The organism is Sphingomonas sp. BAUL-RG-20F-R05-02 (assembly GCF_022662305.1).
GTDB lineage: Bacteria > Pseudomonadota > Alphaproteobacteria > Sphingomonadales > Sphingomonadaceae > Sphingomonas.
On record NZ_JAKNQH010000003.1, the window covers coordinates 155351 to 175171 of the forward strand.

The following is a 19821-nucleotide window of genomic DNA, read 5'->3' on the forward strand; positions in this document are numbered from 1 at the left end:
TCGCCACGCGAGTGGCGAGCCTTGATTAGCGCAGGTACGCCGGGCGCCTGAGATCGAGCGTCAGCGGGAATTCGGTCGGCAGTTCCTCGGGCGGCACCGGCACCGCGCCCGGCGTGTGACCGTGATCCTGGAAGCGGGCTTTTCGCCGCGCCTCCGCCTCATAGGCGTTGACCGGCACCGAGTCGTAATTGCGGCCGCCCGGATGCGCGACGTGGTAGATGCAACCGCCCAGTGACCGCCCGCTCCACGTGTCGATCACGTCGAAGGTGAGCGGCGCATTGGCGGGCAGGCGCGGGTGCAGGCAGTCCGCCGGCGCCCACGCCTTGTACCGCACGCCGCCAACCACTTCGCCGGGCACGCCGGTGCCGACCATCGGCACGCGACGGCCATTGCAGGTCAGCACGTGGCGGCCGGGCGTGACGTTGCTCGCCTTGACCTGCAACCGCTCGGTCGAGCTGTCGACGTAGCGGACCGTGCCACCAATCGCGCCGGTTTCGCCCAGCACATGCCACGGTTCGAGCGCATGGGCGATCTCGAGCGAGACGCCGCCAGCGTCGATCGTGCCGTGGACGGGGAAGCGGAACTGGCGCTGCGCCTCGAACCAGGCGGGATCGAACGCATAGCCGGCGCCACCGAGATCGCCGAGCACGTCGAGGAAATCCGCCCACACGAAATGCGGCAGCATGAAGCGATCGTGCAGCGTCGTGCCCCAGCGGGTGAGCGACCCGTGCTGGGGCTCGCGCCAGAACCACGCGGTCAGCGCCCGCAGGATGAGCTGCTGCGCGAGGCTCATGCGCGCGTCGGGCGGCATCTCGAACGCGCGGAACTCGACCAGGCCGAGCCGGCCGGTCGGGCCATCGGGCGAGAAGAACTTGTCGATGCAGATTTCGGTGCGGTGCGTATTGCCGGTCACATCGACGAGCAGGTTGCGGAACAGTCGGTCGACGATCCACGCTGGCGGTTGTTCACCCGCTATCGGCCCCGGCACCTGCGCCAGCGCGATTTCGAGTTCGTACAGCCCGTCGTGCCGCGCTTCGTCGATGCGCGGCGCCTGGCTGGTTGGGCCAATGAAAAGGCCGGAGAACAGGTAGCTGAGCGAGGGATGCCGCTGCCAGTACAGCACGAAGCTTTTGAGCAGATCGGGCCGGCGCACGAACGGCGAATCGTACAGGCTCGGTCCGCCCAACACGATGTGGTTGCCGCCGCCGGTGCCGATCGCGCGGCCGTCGAGCATGAACTTGTCCGCCGTCATGCCGGCGTGGCGGGCGATATCGTAAACGCCTTCGGTGATGGCGGCTGTTTCGGCCCAGCTTGCCGCCGGGTGGACGTTCACCTCGACCACACCGGGATCGGGCGTGACCTTCAGCACCTTCAGGCGCGGATCGGGCGGCGGCGGGTAGCCCTCGATCCGCACCGGCGCACCGAGCCGCGCGGCGGCGGCTTCGATCTCGGTGATGAGTTCGAGATAATCCTCGAGTTCGCGCACCGGCGGCACGAACACCGACAGGAAATGCCCGCGCGGCTCGACCGTGACGGCGGTGCGCACCGCGCCGGCGACGATCTCCTGCTCTACCCGTTCCTGCGGCTGCGCGCCCGACACGGGCGCGCGTTCGGTGATGCGCTGTTCGGTTACCGGCGCGGCCGCGATTTCGGGCCGCTGCGTGCGCGCGTCGGCGAGCGGTTCGCGCGGCTCGCTGGTATCGCGCGGGTTGATATAGGGATACTCCGACGGCGGCACATAAGGCAGCGAGCCGAGCGGCAGCCGGTAGCCGAGCGCACTGTCGCCGGGCACGGTGTAGAGCTTGCCGCGCCGGAGCGCCCATTGTTCGGTCAGCCAGCTACCCTGCTGTTTCGTCTGCCATTTCTGCACCGGCAGGACATAGCCGACCGGATTGCCCAGGCCCCGTTCGAACGCGCGCACCATGCGGCTGCGCGCTTCGGGATCGTCGATCTTGGGGTCGTCGGGGGTGGTGTTGACCGGGAGTTCGGCCTCCTTGAGCGCCCAGCCGGCCGGATCTTCATAAGCAGGAACGACATGGCCGGGCGGCAGGCCCAACCCTTCGGCCATCACGTCGAGGAAGCGTTCCGCCATCGCGGCGGTGACCAACGGCTTGCCGGTGCCGTGTTCTCCCGCGATCAGCGAAGCATCGTGCCAGATGGGCACGCCGTCACCCCGCCAATAGGCGGCATACGCCCAGCGCGGCAGCGTTTCGCCGGGGTACCATTTGCCCTGCCCGTGATGGAGCAAACCACCTGGCGCGAAGGTGGCGCGCAGTTCGCGGATCAGCGTGTCGGCGTAGCCTGCCTTGGTCGGGCCGACCGCGTCACCGTTCCATTCGCCGGCTTCGCCGCCGTCCGCCGCGACGAAGGTCGGTTCGCCGCCCATCGTCAGGCGCACGTCCTGCGCCGTCAGGTCGGCGTCAACCTGTCGCCCGAGCGCGTTCACCGCCGCCCAGCGTTCGTCGGTGAAGGGGCGGGTGATGCGGACGGCCTCGGCGATGCGCGAGACGCTCATTTCGAAATGGAAATCGACCTCGGCCGGTTCGGCCATGCCGCTGATCGGCGCGGCGGAGCGATAATGAGGCGTCGCGCACAAGGGGATATGCCCCTCGCCCGCGAACATGCCCGAGGTCGCGTCGAGCCCAATCCAGCCTGCGCCCGGCACGTACACCTCCGCCCAGGCGTGGAGATCGACCACATCCTGCGTGACGCCTTTCGGCCCCTCGACCGGCTCGACGTCCGCGACCAACTGAATCGAATAGCCCGAGACGAAGCGCGCCGCGAAGCCCAGCCGACGCAGCAACTGCACCAGCAGCCACGCACTGTCCCGGCACGAGCCGGAGCCGACGTCGAGGGTTTCTTCCGGCGTCTGCACGCCGCTTTCCATGCGGATGATATAGGCGATGCGCTGCTGGATCTTGGCGTTGATGTCGACCAGAAAGTCAATCGTGCGGCCGGTGTGACCGGCATGCTGCGCGACCAGCGTTTCGAACGCCTGCCCCTGCGGCTCGACATCGAAATAGGCGGTGAGGTCGGTCTTCAGCGTCTCGTCGTATTGGAACGGATACGTCTCGGCATAACCTTCGACGAAGAAATCGAATGGGTTGATGACGTCGAGATCGGCAAGCAGATCGACTTGAATCGAGAAATGGTCGACCGGATCGGGAAAGACGATCCGCGCCAGCCAGTTGGCATGCGGATCCTGCTGCCAGTTGATGAAATGCCCGGCCGGTTCGATTTTCAGCGCGTAGTTCGGCACCTTGGTACGGCTGTGCGGCGCCGGGCGCAGGCGGATCACCTGCGGGCCGAGACGGATCGGCCGGTTGTATCGATACGCGGTGAGGTGATGCAGGCCGGCTTTGAGCATAAACGTAAACAGACGGCATGCGTTGCTGCTATGCAACATCTAAATCGTCCCCGTCCGGGGTAACGGCGAAACCGTCGCCGCGCTGTCGGCGTTGAAGTTAACTCGCAAAGGAGACGGCGCGTGGCCGCGTATTCCTGCCCTAATTGCCGGCAGCTTCTCCACTTCGAGACGCGCGTCTGCCCGAGTTGCGCGCACGCGCTCGGGTTTGCGCCGGTCAGCGGTGGCTTCCTGCATTTCGATACGCAGGGCGGTGTGTGGCGCGATGCGCAGCGCGTTTCCGAAAATGTACTGCCATGCGCGAACGCCCGCTACGGCGTGTGCAACTGGGTCGTGGACGCGGACGATCCCAATCGGATGTGCCTCGCCTGTCGCCACAATCGCATCATCCCCGATCTGGCGGTGGCGGGCGTGCTGGAACGCTGGACCCGCATCGAGGATGCCAAGCGCCGCGTGCTGCATGGCCTGATGCGCCTGGGCCTGACGCTGCAGACCAAGGCGCAGAACATCCACGGTCTCGCCTTCGATTTCCTGTACGATCCGGCGGCGGAGCAGGGTGCCTCGCCGCAGCATTATACCGGCCATGACAACGGCCTCATCACGCTCAACCTCGTCGAGGCGGACGATGCGCAGCGCGAGCGCATCCGTCGCGAGATGGGAGAGCCGTACCGGACGCTGGTCGGCCATTTCCGGCACGAGATCGGCCATTATTTCTGGTCGCGGCTGGTGCAGTTCGGGCCGGACCTGATGCCGTTCCGCGCGCTGTTCGGCGACGAGCGTGCCGATTACCAGGCGGCGTTGCAGGCGCATTACGCGACGCCGCCGCCGGGTGGTTGGGAGGACCATTATGTCTCCGCCTACGCGACCATGCATCCGTGGGAGGATTTCGCCGAGACGTTCGCGCACCATTCGCACATCGTCGATACGCTGGCGACGATCGGCGGGTTCGGGACCCGGCTCGACCCGATGCCGGCGGCGGTGCCGGACACGCCCGACAGCGTTATCGATTTCGAACCGTATACCGCCGATACCGCCACGCTGACCGCCCACTGGATCCCGTTCGCCTTCGCGATCAACGAGATCAACCGCAGCATGGGCCAGCCGGATCTCTACCCGTTCCGGCTGTCGCCGGGCGTGGTGCTGAAGCTCGATTTCGTCAACCGGCTGGTCGCGTTCTACGCCGGGCGCTGGGCGCCGGGGGAGGCGGAATCGAGCGATATCAGGGCGCTGGTCGCCACGCTGGGGCAGGGCGTGGAGCTGGGGAGCGGGTGAACCGCGTCACACTCTCATGCGTTTTCCGAGGAAAAGGAGAACCGACATGCCGCGTGGAGACAAGGACGCCTATACCGACAAGCAAAAGCGCAAGGCCGCACATATCGAGCAGGGCTACGAGGATCGCGGCATGCCGGAAAAGGAGGCTGAGGCGCGCGCCTGGGCGACGGTGAACAAGGACTCCGGCGGCGGCAACAAATCCGGCTCCGGGCGCGGCAAGCCCGATACGCACGATGCCTCTTCGCGCGGCGGGCGGGCACACGCATCCGGCTCAGCCGAGCAGCGCTCGGCGGCGGCGCGTAAGGGCTGGGACACGCGGCGGAAGAACGCGGCGAAGCGGTGACGCCGCGCCGCCAGATCTTCTAACCGCCGAAGCGCACGCCGATCCACAGAGTCCGCGGCGTACCAAGATCCATCGAACCTGCCTGATTGCGCGTCACGACCGTCGCATCGAACAGATTTTCCGCGCGGGCGATCACCGCGACCGCCTTGTGCACCGGCACCTTCACGAATGCATCCAGCGTGGTGGCGGCGCGCAGCACGTCGGTCTGAAGATCATCCTCATACTGCTTGCCGACATAGCGTGCGGTCAGCGAGGCGAGGAACCCGGAGCGCGGCGCCCAGGCGAGCGTGCCGCTGGCGGTGTGGCGTGGGCTTTGCGCAGGTGTCAGGCCGTCGAAGGCCATGCCGGGCGCATCGACCTTGCTATCGCTGAAGGCATAGCTCGCCGACAGATCGACCGCGCCGAGCTTCCAGTCGCCGGTCGCCTCCAACCCCTTGGCGACGATCGCGTTGACGTTGCCGCGCATCCGCAGGTTGGTGGTGATCGTCAGGTTTGCGATCGCATCCTCCAGCCGGTTATAAAAGCCGGTAAGGCTGAGCGTCACACCAGGGAGCGGATGCGCGTCGATACCGCCTTCCACTCCGCGCAGCCGTTCGGGGGCGAGGTTGGCATTGGCTTGCGTCGTCACCGGGAAGACGGTGAATGGACGGTACAGTTCGTTGAGCGTCGGCAGGCGGAAACCGGTATAGCCGGCCACCCGCAGATCGACGGAGCCGAGTTTCAGCAAGGCGCCGGCCCTTCCGGTCGCCTCGGTGCCGTCGCGGTCCGGATATAGTGTATTGGTGGTGAGCACGCCTGCCGTACTGCGCTGACGGAAGAAGCCGTCGGTGATCGTCCAGCGATCGACCCGCGCGCCGCCGGTCAGCACGAGCCGGCCGAGCGTCCAGTCGTCCTCCGCAAACAGGCCCGCCACGCTGGTGTTGCCACCCGCATTGCGGCGCGCGGTGACGACACCGGCCGCGCTATAGGCATCCTCGAACAACTGCCCGTCGGCGAGGCGGAAGTCGCCGCCGATGCGCAGTACGTGTGTCCCCCCGACCGGGGGGCGCAGCTCGATCTTGCCGCCGATCCCGGTGGAGGGTGTGTTGCGCTGGTCGAGCGTGAGCTTGAAGGTGGAGGAGGAGATCACCTTGTTGGCGAAATTGCGCGCCTGCACATAGGCAAGCGCGTCGACCTGCCAGTCCCCGCGCGATACGAGACGCACACTGGCGTCCTCGCCCGACGACGCCGAATCCGCGCCCTTGAAGCGCAGCGTACGGTTGTCGCCGAATACCAGTCCGCGGAACTGCACTTCGGTTTCAGGCCCGATCGGCGCGACCGCGCGAAGGCCGGTTGACCAATCGCGGTAGCGCGCCGGCACGGTTGCCGGCGTGCGCTGATCCTCGGGCGTGGTCTGGAAGCCGTCACCGCGTTCAAACTGGCCGGACAGCGCGACGAAGCCGCCGCCGACCGATGGCGCGAGCGTGGCGCTGACCTGCTGTGCATCGCGACTGCCGTACAGCGCCTGTCCCGACAGGACCGGCAGATCGGCGCGACCGGCGCTGGTCATCTCGATCGTGCCGGCAACGGCGCCCGCGCCGAACGGCCCGGATCCACCGCCGCGCGTGACGCGGATGCCGGCGAGGCGATCGGGGACCAGCGCGCTGAACGGGATATAGCCGAAGAACGGATCGGCAATAGGAACGCCGTCGAGCAGCACCAAAGTCCGGCTCGACGCGTTGCCGCCGAGCGCACGCAGCGTCGCACCCTGGTTTGACGGGTTGGACGAGCGGCTGTCCGAACGGCGAAACTGCTGGAATCCGGCGACGTCGAGCAGCACGTCCTCGACCCGGCCCGAAGCATCGTTGGCGAGCCGCTTGCGGTCGATCACCACCGAGCCATAGGCGGGCGTGCCGGGCGGCAGGTCGAGCCCACGCCCCAGCACGACGATGTCGCCTGTCGCCGGATCGACCGCCTGCGCGGCGGCGAGTGCCGGCGCGACCAGGCCGAGCGCGATCAAGGGGAGGCGCATCGCGCGCGCTTTGTTGCTATGGTGGCGAAAGGACATCGCCGCGGCGCTTGGGGCATTGCCGCAAGTCCGTCAATTACAAGGACGTTTCTTGAACCAGGACCAGCCCGCCTCGCCGGGGCCAGACCGCCGCATCGCGCTGTTGATCGATGCCGACAACGTGTCGCACGCCAATATCGCGGCGATGCTGGCGGAATTGTCGAAATACGGCACCGCCAACATTCGCCGTGCCTATGGCGACTGGGGCAGCCCGGGTCTGAAGGGCTGGCGCGAGAAGCTGCACGAATTTGCGATCCGGCCGATCCAGCAGTTCAGCTATTCGACCGGCAAGAACGCGACCGATATCGCGCTGGTGATCGATGCGATGGAGCTGCTCTACACGCAAAAGCCCGACGCCTTCTGCATCGCATCGAGCGATGCCGATTTCACGCCGCTGGTGATGCAGTTGAAGGCGAACGGCCACGACGTCTACGGGTTTGGCGAGCGCAAGACGCCGTCGCCGTTCGTCAACGCCTGCACGACGTTCCTGTATCTCGATACGCTGGAAGGGAGCGCCGCGAAGGAGCGCGTGGCGGAACCTTCGGCCAAGCCCAAGACCAGCAAGAAAGCATCGGAAAAGGCGGGTGAGAAATCGGGCGATAAAGCGGCCGACCAGCCCGTCGCCAAAAAGGCCGCCGAACCGCTTGCCAAGGACGCCAAGCTGGTCGCGTTGCTGCGCGGTGCGGTCGAGGCATCGGCCTATGACGACGGCTGGGCGTCGATGTCGGCGGCGGGCAGCACCGCCAAGCGGCAGGCGCCGATCGACCCGCGCAATTACGGGTGCAAGAACTTCCCCGCCTTGTTCGAGGCGACCGAGGCGTTCGAGATCTTCAAGGGCGAGAACGGCCAGCGTTACGTGGCGGACAAGCTGAATGCGGAGCGGACGCCGAAGCCGGCGTTTTAAACGGAAGCGATTTCGCGTGTGCGCTGCCGCCCAAGCCCGACGGTGATCGCCACGTCCATCGTCACGTTGCCGACGGTGCGGAACAGATCGGGGATCGTCTCCACAGCGATCAGCAGGCCGAGCGCCTCGATCGGCACGCCCATGGCGAGCGCGACCGGGGCGACCGACGAGAAATAGGTGATCGTCCCCGGCAGGCTGACCGCGCCCATCGTCGTGATCGCGGCGGTGCAGATGCCCGCCAGCAGCGCGCCCGGCCCGATCGCCACGCCCAGCCAGTGCGCGATGTACAGCGCGACCGCGAGGTTCATCGCCGGGCTGGTGGCGCGAAAGATGGCGACCGCGATCGGCAGCACGATGCCGGCGGCAGCGGGTGCGGCGCCGAGCGATTCGCTCGCCGCCAGCATCGTCGGCAGGCTGGCGAGCGAGGATTGCGTCGAGATCGCCACCGCCTGCGCAGGCGCCACGGCGCGTGCGAACCGCGCGATCGACACGCGGCCGAACAGCGCGGCCACCGGATAGGCAGACAGCAGCACGAGGAAACCAAGTGACGAGACGACGATGATATAATGCAGCAGCGCGCCGAACGCCGCCGCGCCGGTGCGCGCGCCGACCCCGTACGCGAGCGCGCCCACCCCGACCGGTGCGAGCTTCAGCACCCAGCCGATGATGATGAGCAGCGCATCGGTCATCGCACCGAACCAGGCGGTGAGGCGCTCGCGCGGTTCGGGCGCGAGCTGCGTGATGGCGAAGGCAAGCGCCAGCGTGAAGATGGTGAGTGGCAGGAACGAGTCGCTGGCGGCGGCGCTGACCACGTTGGACGGCACGATCGTCTCGAAAAACTGGCCGAGCGTCGGCACCGTGCCGACCGGCTGCGCACCGCTCAGCGCCTTGCGCAGCGCGTCAGACCATGCCGACGGCAGCGGCCAAAGATCGAGCAGCAGCGGCGTGACCACCGCCGACAGGATCGTCGTCGCCCACAGAATGACGACCATCGTCAGCACCCCGCGCAGGGCAAGCCTGCCCGCACGCGCCGCATCCGCCGCCGCGCCGACACCGGTCACCAGCAGGCCGACGATGAGCGGCACGATCACCATCTGTAACCCGTGAAGCCAGGCGAGGCCGATCGGCTGGGTGATCTGCGTCACCCCGATCGCCACCCTCGCATCGACCGCGACCAGCGCGATGCCGATCAACAGGCCGCTGACCAGCGACAGCAAAATCCGTGTTGCCTGCGACATGTGGTTCCCCTGTGTCGCGTAACGAAGCGGGGAACACGCCGGAATGGCAAGAGAAATCTGTTCGGATGCTCCCTACAGACACCTGAGAAAAGGCGAAACAGGCGCTCGCCGTCCCCGGCGCGTGGTCGATCGCCGGGACCTTATCCCCGTCATCGAACGTGCGGACCGCGATGTGGCGGCCCGCACGTTCAAAGGTCAGCGCCAGTAATGGCCGCCCCAACGCGGCCCACGGCCATAGCCGGGTCGCCCGTAGTAGCCGTAATGCCCATAATAGGGCCGGTAGGTGCGATAGTACCAGCTGTGGTATGGGTAAGGACGGTACGCCCACGTGCCCCCGACGAAGACCCACGGGCGATACCAGCCCGGTGCGGCATATTCGTAGTCCGGCTCCGCATAGGTGTAGACCTGCGCATCGCGGCGCACGACGAAGCCGGGCGGGCAGCCGGGGCTGGTATCGTTGCTGGTGCTGTTGCCGACGGCAGCACCGCCGACCGCGCCGATCGCCGCGCCTGCGAAGGTCCCCGCGCCGCGGTCGTGCCGACCGGCAAGACCGTTGCCGAGGAGCGCGCCGAGCACGCCGCCGATCACCGCACCAGTGGCGGTGTTGTTGTGCGACTTGACGCAATTCTCGCGCGACCAGGTCTCGACATTGGCGGCGTAGCGGCTGTCGCGCTGATCGAGGTCACCCGGGCCGGGCTGGTAACCGGGCGGTGGCGGCGGCGGGCGGGTGCCGTCATAATCCGGTGGCGGCGGCAGGTCGGACTGGGGCGCACTGGCATAGGCCTGTGGCGCACGATCATCATAGCGTTGCGACCCACGATCGTCGTACGTCTGCGGCGCACGGTCATCGTAAGGCGGCTGCGCGCGATCGTCATAGCGCGACGGCGCCTGGCGATCCTGTGCGGCGGGTGCCGCGTTGGTGTAGGCCGGCGGCGCATCGTCAGCGTTGCCGGTATATTGCGCGGCGGCGATGCCGCTGGCGATTGGGCTGAACGCCAGGGTCATCGTGCTGGCGGCGAGAAGCATGCGGGAAGCGGTCAGCGGCATGTCGGGAAGATCCATCCAAGGGTGGTATGTGGAGCATTGCCACCGCGGATGTGAACGCAAGCTGATACTTGCATGAGAATGTCGGCGCGGACCGCTGGGCCGTTTTGAATGGCATACGCTCGGACCATTTTGGCTGTACTCAGACCGGGTAGGCGGCCCAATCGTAAGCAACAAAATATACGGGGATGACAGATTTTTTATATATAGTTGCTGCGCCAGCCGAGGCGGAGGACACTCCATTTGTGGTGGTGGGGCCAGGCCGGGGCGAGATGATCGCTCCGGTCTGGTCTTCGCCGCCACGTTCCACGCACATTAGCTGCCGGGATGGTAGACGCGCTCGATGTGGCCGGTCAGGTCCGCCCGCTCGAAATACACCGGCCTTAGCGTGCCGCCGGCGTAGCGCGCGATCTGGTCGGCGAAGTGCGGCGAGGCGGGATCGCCCGATTCGCCGCCCGCCATCACCGCCACCGCTCTGGGTCGTGCGCCGAACTCGACCACCGCGACGAAGCTGTTGCCGCTGGTGCCGTACCAGCGCTTGGTGTTGTCATAGGCACGCGCGCCGAACGAAGCAAGCGAACCCCATTGTGAAGAGGTGAACGGCACCGGATAGCTTGGTTTGGCATCATCGAAATGCGGCGCGATACTGTCGTCGAGTCGTTGGAACCGGTTGATCTCGCCCCACGGTACCTGACAGCGCCCGAAATCATCGGACAGCCGGGCCACCGCCTTCGCGAAAGCATCGACCTTCTGCGCGGGCGCAAGGCGTGTGCTGATATAGTCGGGCACGTTGATCCGCTCGGCCTGCGCGAACGGACCGACCTCATGCCATAGCGTGTCGCCCCAGAACACCGCGAGCGAGGTCGCCACCGAATCGGCACCCCAGCGATCATTCCAGCCGCGCAGCACCGCGATCGGTTCGGCGAGCTTGGCACGGCGTGGGTCATCCGGCGCGAGCGCGTCGTACGCGGAGAGCAGTTGCGGGATCAGTCGCGCGAACGCCGGTAGATAGCTGTCGAACGCCGCCGCCAGCAGCCGCTCCCGCGTGAAGTCGTGGCGACCGGGCAGCAGCAGCAACGCATGTTCGCCGCGCGCGTTTTCGCCGCCCTGATCCATGTATTTCGGGTAGTCTGCGGCCTTCGGGCTGTCCGGACCGGCGGCGGTCCACGGCCAGTTGTTGGTGTTGAACGCGTAGCCAGATTTGGGGCGGATGACGTTTGGCAAGGTCGCGACCGGGTGCAGCCCGTGCCAGTCGGTCGCGGGGTCGCTGCCGTCGACCGCGTGCGTATAGTCGAACTTCGCGGACCGGATCGGCACGAACTGCGGGTGGAGATAGGCGATCTCGCCCTTGGCATCGGCGAACAACGTGTCGTTGGACGAATTGGCCTGAAGCGCGGCAACCTTGAGGTAGCCGGCGAGATCGCTGGTCGTGGTCCTGAGCCAGCTCTGTTCGAGCGCGGGCACCGGCTTCCACATCAGCGCCTCCGCGATCCACTTGCCGTCGCGCTTGGCGACGATCGGGCCGTGGTGGCTGGCATAGGTGGCGAAACGCCGTTCGGTGAGGCTGCCGTCCGGCTGCCGCACCTTGATGGTGATGGCGCGGGTGGTGAGCGGGCGCAGCGCGGTGCCGTAGCGATAGCGCTGGCCGACGATCGTCTCCGCAAACTCATCGACATTATCGACGGTGGAGGAGGTGTGCATCCAGCCGGCGTGCGCGTTGAAGCCCTGATAGATGAAGAACTGCCCCCAGGTCGACGCACCATAGGCGTTCAGGCCGGCATCGCTGGTCATCTGAAGTTCGGCGCGGAAGTAGAAGCTGGTGTGCGGGTTGATGAGCAGCAGCGCATGCCCGCCCACGGTATTGGCGGGCGCGATCGCGATGCCGTTCGATCCGCGCGGTTCCTCCGGGCGGAAGCCGCGCTGCGCCTCGGTCAGCGCGACCGACGTGTCGCCGTAAAACGCGGCGAGATCCTTTAGCGAGATGCGCTCGATATCGCCGCCGATGCTGCCTTCAGTAAAGGACAGCGCCATCCACGGTTCGAAATGCGTCAGCACCTTCGGATGCGTGGCGGGGTGCGTCGCTAGGTAGAAGTTGAGCCCGTCCGCCCACGCCTGCATCAGCGTGCGCAGCCACGCCGGTGCGCTTGCATAGCGGGCCTGAAGATCGACGGGATCGGTGTAGAGTCGCTGGCGCAGATCGGCCCACAGCGCCGCCTTGCCTTCCGCCTCGGCAGTGCGGCCGAGTGCGGTCAGATAGTTTGCCTCGATGCGCGCGAAATCATCCTCGGCCTGCGCGTAGATCGCGCCGAACACCGCATCGGCGTCGCTGCGCCCATGGACGTGGGCGATCCCCCAATCGTCCCGCGTGATGGTGACGCGAGATGCTTCGCCGCGCGCGCGGAGGAGGTCGGCGTCGGCCGGCACCGGCGATGCAGCGAGCAGGGCGAGCGTGGCGAGGGAGATCGGCATGAGCAGACGCTATGTGGCGGCCACGCCGGCCGCAAGCGCATCAATGCGGGCTGTGCCGAATTCGCAACAGCCGACGCATCAAAAGCACCTTTTCTTCGCAGGCAAACTTATTGAGTTGACTTTGCTGCTGTGCGGCAAAAGAAGGTCGTGACGGGAAAACAAGTTGCCGGATGATATCGGCGGGGTGTTCTCGGAAGCTTTGTTGTGGGGTGCGAGTGCGCTGTGCGTGTGACCACGCGGGCGCAGCAAAAGGGGGTTGGTCGATGGATGTGACAATGACGGCGTGGCTTGTCCCGCTGGTGGCGCTCTTGCTCGCGGGGCTCGCCGCAGGCTTTACCGCCGGGATATTCGGGGTCGGGGGCGGCTTCATCGTGGTGCCGGCACTGGTGTACCTGCTGCCGCTGCTCGGCGGCGACAAACTGCAATATGCACATGTCGCGATCGGCACGTCGGCGGCGACGATCATCGTCACCTCGATCCGCTCGTTCCGCTCGCACTCCAAGCGCGGCGCGGTCGATATGGAGGTGCTGCGGACATGGGCGCCGTGGCTGGTCGCGGGTGACGCGATCGGCGTCGTGCTGGCGGATCACGTCGATGGCCATGTGCTGCTGCTGATTTTCGCGATCGGTGTGCTGCTGATGTCGGTCAACTTCTTGGTGCCGAAGCTCAGCAACTATGTCGTGTCCGACACGATGCCCGGCCTTGCGCCACGGGTGGCGATCGCCGGTGGGCTCGGCACCTTCTCCTCGCTGCTTGGCATCGGCGGCGGCAGCATCGCGATCATGGTGATGACGCTGTGCGGTCGGTCGATCCACAAAGCGATCGCGACGGCTGCGGGGATCGGCGTGCTGATCGCGATTCCTACCGCGATCGGCTTCATGATTACGGGCCTGAACGAACGGGGCCTGCCGTGGGGTTCGCTCGGCTATGTCAACCTGCCCGCGACACTGGCGATCTCGTCGATGTCGGTGCTGACCGCGCCCTATGGCGTCGCGGTCGCGCACAACCTGCCGGCGGCACCGCTCAAGAAGATCTTCGGCCTGTACCTCATCGTGATCTCGTTCACGATGTTCGCAAAGGCGCTGCACGCACACTGATCATTCGAACTTTAACAAAATCGGGGAACTGGAATCATGTCGGATATGCTGGTGAAGGAAGACGTGCAGGACGACCTGCTTGGTCGTGGTTTCGCGCGGCGCGATCTTGCGCGGATCGCCGCCGTGTTCGGGGTCGGCGCGGCCGCCGCCACGCTCGGGCGGCCCGCGTTCGCGTCGGGCGGCATACCTGATCCCGCACCGACCGCGAAGGTGCGGATCGGTGCCAACGAATGCTGGACCGGGCCGTTCATGCCGGGCCAGAAAGCCGCCGCCGCGATCATCGCCAGCGGCAACCGCTACGCGCCGCATGACGAGCGCGGCGATTTCATCAAGGCAGTAATGGCGGTAGAGGGCGTACCGTACGATCACGTCGCGCCGTGGCCGGGTTCGAGTGATCCGCTGTGCCGTTCGGTCGTCACCTTCTGCTCGCCGACGCGCGGTCTCGTCACCGCCGATCCGACGTTCGAACTGGCTGGCCGGACCGCTGCCTGGCTGAAGGTGCCGGTCAAGGCGGTGCCGCTGACCAAGACCTACACGCACGACGTAAAGGCGATGCTCGCCGCCGATCCGAACGCCGGCCTTTATTACATCTGCACGCCCAACAACCCGACCGGCACGATCACGCCACTCGCAGACATCGAATGGCTGCTCGACAACAAGCCTGCCGATGCGATGGTGCTGATCGACGAGGCATACACCCACTTCGCCGGCGTACCGACCGCGTCGTACCTTGCCGCGAAGCGCAAGGACGTGATCGTCATGCGCACCTTCTCGAAGATCTTCGGGATGGCGGGGATGCGGATGGGCTTCATCATGACCAACCCGGATAATCTGGGTAAGATGATGCGCTACGATGGCGGCATGCAGTCCGGCGCATTGCCGCTGCCGTCGCTTGCCTGTGCGACCGCCAGCCTGACCGCCGCGCCGCTGATCGCGCAGCGCCGCGCCGAGATGCAAAGCGCGCGCGGCCTGACGCTAGACCACCTCAAGAAGTACAAGGGGCTGGAGGTTAAGCCGACCGAGGCCAACATGTTCATGATCGACTGGAAGACCAAGCCTGCGCGTGACGTGCAGGCGGCGTTCCGCAAGCAGAGTATCGAAATCGGCCGGTCGTGGCCGATCTGGCCGACCGTCAGCCGCATCACCGTCGGTTCTGCAGCCGAGATGAAGGAGTTCTGCATGGCGCTCGACAAGATCATGGCCTGATCGCGCAGGGATGCCGCGAGCACGGGCTTGCGGCATCCCTGCGAGCGCGTCCGTGTCCGATGCTAGCGGTCGTCGTCCGGCATTTCGAAGCTGCCCGCTGGCAGCGTGAAGCGGAAGGTCGCGCCGCCGGCCGAGCGGTTCTCCGCGCTCAGCGTGCCACCGTGCGCCTCGATGATGCGCCGGCAGATCGACAGGCCCAGCCCCATGCCTTCGCTCCCCTTGGTCGAGGATAACGGCGTAAAAAGAGTTTCGAGAATGCGCGCGTCGATGCCCGCGCCGGTATCGCTGACGCTGATCTCGATCATATCGCCGGGTTTGCCGCGCACCGCGATCAATATGGTGCGACGGTGCTTGGGCTGGTCCTGCAGCGCCTCGGCGGCGTTGCGCAGCAGGTTGACCAGCACCTGCTGGATCTGCACCCGATCGGCCAGCATGAACTGGCCCGGCTGCTCGAACGCGTACCGCACCTCGACATCAACCCGCGCGGAGCCGACCAGCACCAGCGACACCGCATCCCGCACCGTCTTCTCGATCGGTTCGATGCCGATCTCGACGTCGCGTTTGACGATGAACTCGCGGATGTTGCGAATGATGCTGCCGGCGCGCTGGATCTGATCGTTGGCGAGCGTGACCAGTTCGGCGACCTTGTCGCGGTCGCCACCGCGCGACACCAGCAATACCGTCGCGGCGAGAAAATTGGCGGTGGCGGACAGCGGCTGGTTGAGTTCGTGCGCGAGGCTCGCCGCCAGCTCACCCATCGCCGCGCCACGCCCGACCTGGGCGAGCTCGTTGCGCAGGTCGGCGGCGGCCTGTTCCGCCGCCGCGCGTTCGGACAGGTCGCGGATGAACACGGTATAGCGCGGCTCCCCCGCGACGATCATCTCGGCGATGCTGAATTCGACCGGAATTTCCGCACCGCCGTTGCAGCGTGCGACCAGTTCGAAAAGCTCGCCGGCATCGCCGCTCGCGCGCGCTGCGCGGTAGCCTGCGAATTTCGCGCTCAGGCTCTCTCGCGCGCTGTTCGGCACCAGCAGCGCCAGGTTCTGGCCGAGCAGATCGGCGGCGGCATAGCCAAAAAGCCGCTCGGCCGCGGCGCTGAACATGTGGATCGCGCCGTCCACATCGATCACTACCATCGCGCTTGGCATCGTTGCCATGATCGCACCGAGCTGCGCTTCACGGTCGCGAAGGGCCGCCTCCCGCTCGACCCGCTCGGTCACGTCAACGTTGACGCCAGTGGTTTTCACCAGCGTACCGCCCGCGTCGTAGATGCAGCGCGCCGCACCTTCGATCGTGCGAGCCTTGCCGTCATCACAGCGAATTCGATATCGGAAGGTGAACTTGTCGAGCTTCTGCGCAGCGACGTTGGCGATCAGCGTCTGTGTCGCTGAGACATCCTCCGGAAAGACCCGCTGGCTCCAGCTTTCAAAACTCACGATTGAGCCCGGTGCCAGCCCAAGACTCGCCTCGTCGCCATATGACCAGGTCAGCGCGCCGGTCACCAGATCCCATTCAAACAGGCCAAGCGCTGTCGTTTCGGCCGCGAATGCAAGTTGGGCTTCTGCCTCCCACAAGGCTCTTTCAGCCGATACTCGGTTACGCGTGTCTGACATTCCAGCTCTAGAATAGGCCATCTATTGAGCCAGATTCAAAGTTTTTTTGTGAAGATCTTTGATCTAGGTTGGGAGACGCTCACGCAAGTGCAGCATTCTGGCATCTTTGGCGTGCCAAGGTCAGCGCCAAAACGGCACGTAGTGGCTTTCGCACGTGCGTATCGACGTGTTTGCGGCAGAGATGCGATACAAAGCGGCGGCATTGAAAATCGAGCTACTGTCCGATCGCCATCATATATTAGTTAGCGTAAGCGTCACCACGACTTGTTGACTGTTCCGCTCTCTGCCCTAAACCCTAGACGAAAAGTATGACGCAAGTGCTTGGCGAGGTCGGCATCTATGGCTTGGATTCGCGGACATGACTTGCGTCGGGGTACGGGCACACCGCACGACCGGTTATGCAGACCTCCGGTAACAGCCGGCTACGTCAAACCCGGCCACAATGGCGCGATAGCGTATTGATATAGCTGCAAAAGCGTTCTTATATCAGGGGTGCGAACTAGGGGAGTTTGTGGTGGCGAGCCGAAATATCTATATCGTTGATGACGATGACGTCGTTCGGGCATCGTTGCACAGTCTTTTATCGATCGCCTCGAATACGGTCATACAAAGCTTTAGAACCGGCGATGCATTTCTTGGCGCGAAAGATGATCTATTACCGGGTTGTCTGTTGCTCGACATTCATATGCCCGGCGTCAGTGGTATGGAGGTGCTGAAAGACATCGAGGGGTCGGGCCGTTTCGCCACCATCATCCTGACCGGGCGCGGCGATATACAGCTTGCTATCACGGCGATGAAATCGGGCGTGGTCGACTTCATCGAGAAACCCTACGAGTTCGAGGCGCTGAACGCCGCGATCGATCTTGCATTCTCCCGGCTGGAAAAGGACGGCCGGGTGCAGGCACGCATGGATCAGGCGCAAGCGTTGATCGCGCTGTTGTCGCCGCGTGAGAAAGACGTGCTGTCGGGGCTGATCGAGGGAAGGTCTAACAAGATGATCGCGATCGATCTCGACATCAGCCCGCGGACTGTCGAGATCTACCGGGCGAATCTGATGGATAAGCTGAAGGTCGGTAGCTTGTCGGAAGCGTTGCGTCTCGCGTTCACCGCAGGGATGATCACTACGGACTGACCGCGCCGCCTTACAGCAGCGCGACCAGCCGGGCGATGTCGAATGGTGCCGGTAAGTAGGGCAGTTCGGTCGCGGCGGGATCGACCGTGCTGCCGGCGGTGCCGAGGATCAACACGCGGCCGCACCAGCCATGATCCTCGATGATCTCGCACCACTGGCTTGGATCGGCCGGGAGCAGTGACTCGGCGATTGCGATCGACGCGGTACGCCGCAGCGCGTCGCCGATCGCCGGCGTCTTGAAGTCCGCTGCCGATACCACCGTTTCACCACGTTGCGCGAGTTGCGCAACGCAGCGCGTGCGCAGCCTGGCATCGGGCGAGGCGACAACGACCGCGCGTCCTAGCGCAGAAGTAAGGTCTGTCATTATGGCTTCTCCCGCCGAGTCGGGAGTGTATCGAGGCGCCCGCTTCCAAACCCCATGCGACAATACCTATGCCGCACGGCCGTCCGCTCGCACCGGCTCGGTTGCCAGGCGACGACTCTTAAGAAGCGACAGGGATCAAAGCGAAGCGGTCGGGTCAAGAGATGATAACTCCATTATGGACCTACCTTTACGCTTCCGCTGACTCCTCGTCATTTCCGTAGCATTGCGCTCCGTACCAACCTCGTTAACGAAACCGCACCACCATACGATGGCGTCAGGCGTTCGCCGCCATCGCAGTGGCGGCGTCGTTGCTGGCGGCGAGGCCATCCATGACCGATCGGTTCACGTCGATTAGCGCGTCGATCGTCTCGCGTCCGCCGATTACCGCGCTGCTATGCCGGTCGACCCATAAAGCGATCGAGATGATCTGTCCGCGTAATGCGACAGGAAGCTCGTTGCCCGGTGCTGCGCACGCGCTGGAAAACGCCGACCAAACTTCACGATTGTGATGCAGGCATCCGGCCAGCGCGACACCGCTCTTGCCGGCGGCAGCGGCGGCGATCATCTCGCCGGTCACCTGACCCATCAGGCGATGTTCGGTGGAGCGCGGCGTTTCGATGATGTTGCGCGCTTTTTGATAGGCATGGACCGACATGACTGTGTTGCACTCCTGCTGGGCGCACCGGCGCGCCGAAGGGCGGCGCCTGCGCGGTAAACTCCTCCCATAATAGCAGGGCGCACGCTTTTCCGGGCGCTTCGCCACTTTCTTTCGCAGCGCGCAAAGGGGCGGCAATATTTTCCTATAATCCGACCAGAAGCATTTCTCGGGTGGTTAAGGGGCGATCATGCTCAACGGTGTCGGGTTCCTCATCATTCTCGGCTGCGTGTTCGGCAGTTACCTGCTTGGCGGCGGCAAGCTCGGCGTCATCATGGAGGCGTTGCCGCACGAGCTGATGGCGATCGGCGGCGCTGCGGTCGGCGCGTTCATCGTTGCCAATTCGATGGGCACGGTGAAGCTGGCCGGCAAGGGGCTGATGCGCTCCTTCAAGGGCAGCCGGTGGAAGGACACCGATTATCGCGACCTGCTCACCCTGCTGTTCCAGGTGCTGACCACCTTCAAGAAAGGCGGCGCCACCGCGATCGAGCCGCATCTCGACAACCCGCACGAAAGCAACCTGTTCAGCCGCTTCCCGCGTCTGCTCGCCGATCATCACCTGATCGAGTTCATCTGCGATTACCTGCGCATGATGACGGTCAATTTCGAGGACCCGAACCAGATGACCGAGGCGATGGAGAACGACATCGACCGGCATCATCACGAGGAGCTGGAGCCGCAGCACGCGCTTCAGGCGATGGCGGAGGGCCTGCCCGCGATCGGCATCGTCGCAGCCGTGCTCGGCGTCATCAAGACGATGGGCTCTATCGATCAGCCGGTCGAGATCCTCGGCGGCATGATCGGCGGCGCGCTCTGCGGCACCTTCCTCGGCGTGCTGCTCTCGTACTGCGTGATCGGTCCGCTCGCCTCCAAGCTGCTCCAAGTGATCGAGGGCGACAGCAAGGTCTATATGATCGCGAAGACCGCGATCATCGGCTACGCGCAGGGCCTGCCCACGCAGGTTGCGGTCGAGATCGCCCGGCGCATGACGCCGTCGTCGTCCGCGCCGACCTTCCAGCAGCTCGAATCCGCGCTCGACGAAGCCAAGAGCGCACTGAGCGCGGCGGCGTAAG

16 protein-coding genes are annotated in these 19821 nt (G+C 65.4%); 8 read left to right on the plus strand and 8 right to left on the minus strand.

Annotation, left to right across the window (positions count from 1 at the left end):
* Positions 1–25: 25 nt before the first annotated feature.
* The gene (locus L8F97_RS08795; protein ID WP_242148590.1) at positions 26–3367 is read right to left on the minus strand and encodes a DUF2126 domain-containing protein; all 3342 of its coding nucleotides are present in this window, start codon (positions 3365–3367) and stop codon (positions 26–28) included.
* Positions 3368–3487: 120 nt separating this feature from the next.
* Between L8F97_RS08795 and L8F97_RS08800 the strand changes: the two genes are divergently transcribed.
* A complete protein-coding gene (locus L8F97_RS08800; protein ID WP_242148592.1) occupies positions 3488–4636 on the plus strand; it encodes a putative zinc-binding metallopeptidase in 1149 nt (382 codons plus the stop codon).
* A 46-nt stretch (positions 4637–4682) separates the two neighbouring features.
* Positions 4683–4979 (plus strand): plasmid stabilization protein, encoded by a 297-nt coding sequence (locus L8F97_RS08805; protein WP_242148594.1) that lies wholly within the window; start codon positions 4683–4685, stop codon positions 4977–4979.
* A gap of 19 nt (positions 4980–4998) precedes the next feature.
* On the opposite strand, the gene L8F97_RS08810 is transcribed toward L8F97_RS08805, so the two are convergent.
* Positions 4999–6990 (minus strand): TonB-dependent receptor plug domain-containing protein, encoded by a 1992-nt coding sequence (locus tag L8F97_RS08810; RefSeq protein WP_242148596.1) that lies wholly within the window; start codon positions 6988–6990, stop codon positions 4999–5001.
* Positions 6991–7078: 88 nt separating this feature from the next.
* Here L8F97_RS08810 and L8F97_RS08815 point away from each other — a divergent pair, with 88 nt between their 5' ends.
* Positions 7079–7930 (plus strand): NYN domain-containing protein, encoded by an 852-nt coding sequence (locus L8F97_RS08815; RefSeq protein WP_242148598.1) that lies wholly within the window; start codon positions 7079–7081, stop codon positions 7928–7930.
* On the opposite strand, the gene L8F97_RS08820 is transcribed toward L8F97_RS08815, so the two are convergent.
* The 3 genes from L8F97_RS08820 to L8F97_RS08830 form a co-directional block, all read right to left on the minus strand.
* Positions 7927–9168: a dicarboxylate/amino acid:cation symporter gene (locus tag L8F97_RS08820; RefSeq protein WP_242148599.1), complete on the minus strand. Its 1242-nt coding sequence runs from the start codon at positions 9166–9168 to the stop codon at positions 7927–7929. The two genes, L8F97_RS08815 and L8F97_RS08820, sit on opposite strands and share 4 nt — an antisense overlap.
* Positions 9169–9363: 195 nt before the next feature.
* On the minus strand, positions 9364–10215 hold the full coding sequence (locus tag L8F97_RS08825; protein ID WP_242148602.1) for a hypothetical protein: 852 nt from the start codon (positions 10213–10215) through the stop codon (positions 9364–9366).
* 312 nt (positions 10216–10527) lie between these two features.
* Positions 10528–12681 (minus strand): penicillin acylase family protein, encoded by a 2154-nt coding sequence (locus L8F97_RS08830; RefSeq protein WP_242148604.1) that lies wholly within the window; start codon positions 12679–12681, stop codon positions 10528–10530.
* Here L8F97_RS08830 and L8F97_RS08835 point away from each other — a divergent pair.
* From L8F97_RS08835 to L8F97_RS08845, 3 genes are all read left to right on the plus strand, one after another.
* Positions 12680–12832, plus strand: coding sequence for a hypothetical protein (locus tag L8F97_RS08835; protein WP_242148606.1), 153 nt, complete (start codon positions 12680–12682; stop codon positions 12830–12832). The genes L8F97_RS08830 and L8F97_RS08835 overlap by 2 nt on opposite strands.
* Positions 12833–12956: 124 nt before the next feature.
* The gene (locus L8F97_RS08840) at positions 12957–13778 is read left to right on the plus strand and encodes a sulfite exporter TauE/SafE family protein (RefSeq protein WP_409929022.1); all 822 of its coding nucleotides are present in this window, start codon (positions 12957–12959) and stop codon (positions 13776–13778) included.
* Positions 13779–13823: 45 nt separating this feature from the next.
* Entirely contained in the window at positions 13824–14984 is a 1161-nt protein-coding gene (locus L8F97_RS08845; protein WP_409929029.1) for a pyridoxal phosphate-dependent aminotransferase, read from the plus strand.
* A 62-nt stretch (positions 14985–15046) separates the two neighbouring features.
* On the opposite strand, the gene L8F97_RS08850 is transcribed toward L8F97_RS08845, so the two are convergent.
* The gene (locus L8F97_RS08850; RefSeq protein WP_242148612.1) at positions 15047–16597 is read right to left on the minus strand and encodes a PAS domain S-box protein; all 1551 of its coding nucleotides are present in this window, start codon (positions 16595–16597) and stop codon (positions 15047–15049) included.
* A gap of 514 nt (positions 16598–17111) precedes the next feature.
* Between L8F97_RS08850 and L8F97_RS08855 the strand changes: the two genes are divergently transcribed.
* Entirely contained in the window at positions 17112–17729 is a 618-nt protein-coding gene (locus tag L8F97_RS08855) for a response regulator transcription factor (protein WP_242148614.1), read from the plus strand.
* A 10-nt stretch (positions 17730–17739) separates the two neighbouring features.
* Here L8F97_RS08855 and L8F97_RS08860 read toward each other — a convergent pair whose 3' ends face one another.
* Positions 17740–18093, minus strand: coding sequence for a hypothetical protein (locus tag L8F97_RS08860; RefSeq protein ID WP_242148616.1), 354 nt, complete (start codon positions 18091–18093; stop codon positions 17740–17742).
* A 274-nt stretch (positions 18094–18367) separates the two neighbouring features.
* Positions 18368–18748, minus strand: a complete 381-nt coding sequence (flaF, locus tag L8F97_RS08865; RefSeq protein WP_242148617.1) for a flagellar biosynthesis regulator FlaF — start codon at positions 18746–18748, stop codon at positions 18368–18370.
* Between the two features lie 190 nt (positions 18749–18938).
* Between flaF and motA the strand changes: the two genes are divergently transcribed.
* Positions 18939–19820, plus strand: a complete 882-nt coding sequence (gene motA, locus L8F97_RS08870; protein ID WP_242148620.1) for a flagellar motor stator protein MotA — start codon at positions 18939–18941, stop codon at positions 19818–19820.
* Position 19821 lies beyond the last annotated feature (1 nt).

Coding starts and splice junctions, on each gene's coding strand:
- L8F97_RS08795 (WP_242148590.1), bottom strand. CDS start 3,367: ATGCTCAAAGCCGGCCTGCATCACCTCACCGCGTATCGATACAACCGG.
- L8F97_RS08805 (WP_242148594.1), top strand. CDS start 4,683: ATGCCGCGTGGAGACAAGGACGCCTATACCGACAAGCAAAAGCGCAAG.
- L8F97_RS08810 (WP_242148596.1), bottom strand. CDS start 6,990: ATGCGCCTCCCCTTGATCGCGCTCGGCCTGGTCGCGCCGGCACTCGCC.
- L8F97_RS08820 (WP_242148599.1), bottom strand. CDS start 9,168: ATGTCGCAGGCAACACGGATTTTGCTGTCGCTGGTCAGCGGCCTGTTG.
- L8F97_RS08825 (WP_242148602.1), bottom strand. CDS start 10,215: ATGCCGCTGACCGCTTCCCGCATGCTTCTCGCCGCCAGCACGATGACC.
- L8F97_RS08835 (WP_242148606.1), top strand. CDS start 12,680: ATGAGCAGACGCTATGTGGCGGCCACGCCGGCCGCAAGCGCATCAATG.
- L8F97_RS08830 (WP_242148604.1), bottom strand. CDS start 12,681: ATGCCGATCTCCCTCGCCACGCTCGCCCTGCTCGCTGCATCGCCGGTG.
- L8F97_RS08840 (WP_409929022.1), top strand. CDS start 12,957: ATGACGGCGTGGCTTGTCCCGCTGGTGGCGCTCTTGCTCGCGGGGCTC.
- L8F97_RS08845 (WP_409929029.1), top strand. CDS start 13,824: ATGCTGGTGAAGGAAGACGTGCAGGACGACCTGCTTGGTCGTGGTTTC.
- L8F97_RS08850 (WP_242148612.1), bottom strand. CDS start 16,597: ATGTCAGACACGCGTAACCGAGTATCGGCTGAAAGAGCCTTGTGGGAG.
- L8F97_RS08860 (WP_242148616.1), bottom strand. CDS start 18,093: ATGACAGACCTTACTTCTGCGCTAGGACGCGCGGTCGTTGTCGCCTCG.
- flaF (WP_242148617.1), bottom strand. CDS start 18,748: ATGTCGGTCCATGCCTATCAAAAAGCGCGCAACATCATCGAAACGCCG.
- motA (WP_242148620.1), top strand. CDS start 18,939: ATGCTCAACGGTGTCGGGTTCCTCATCATTCTCGGCTGCGTGTTCGGC.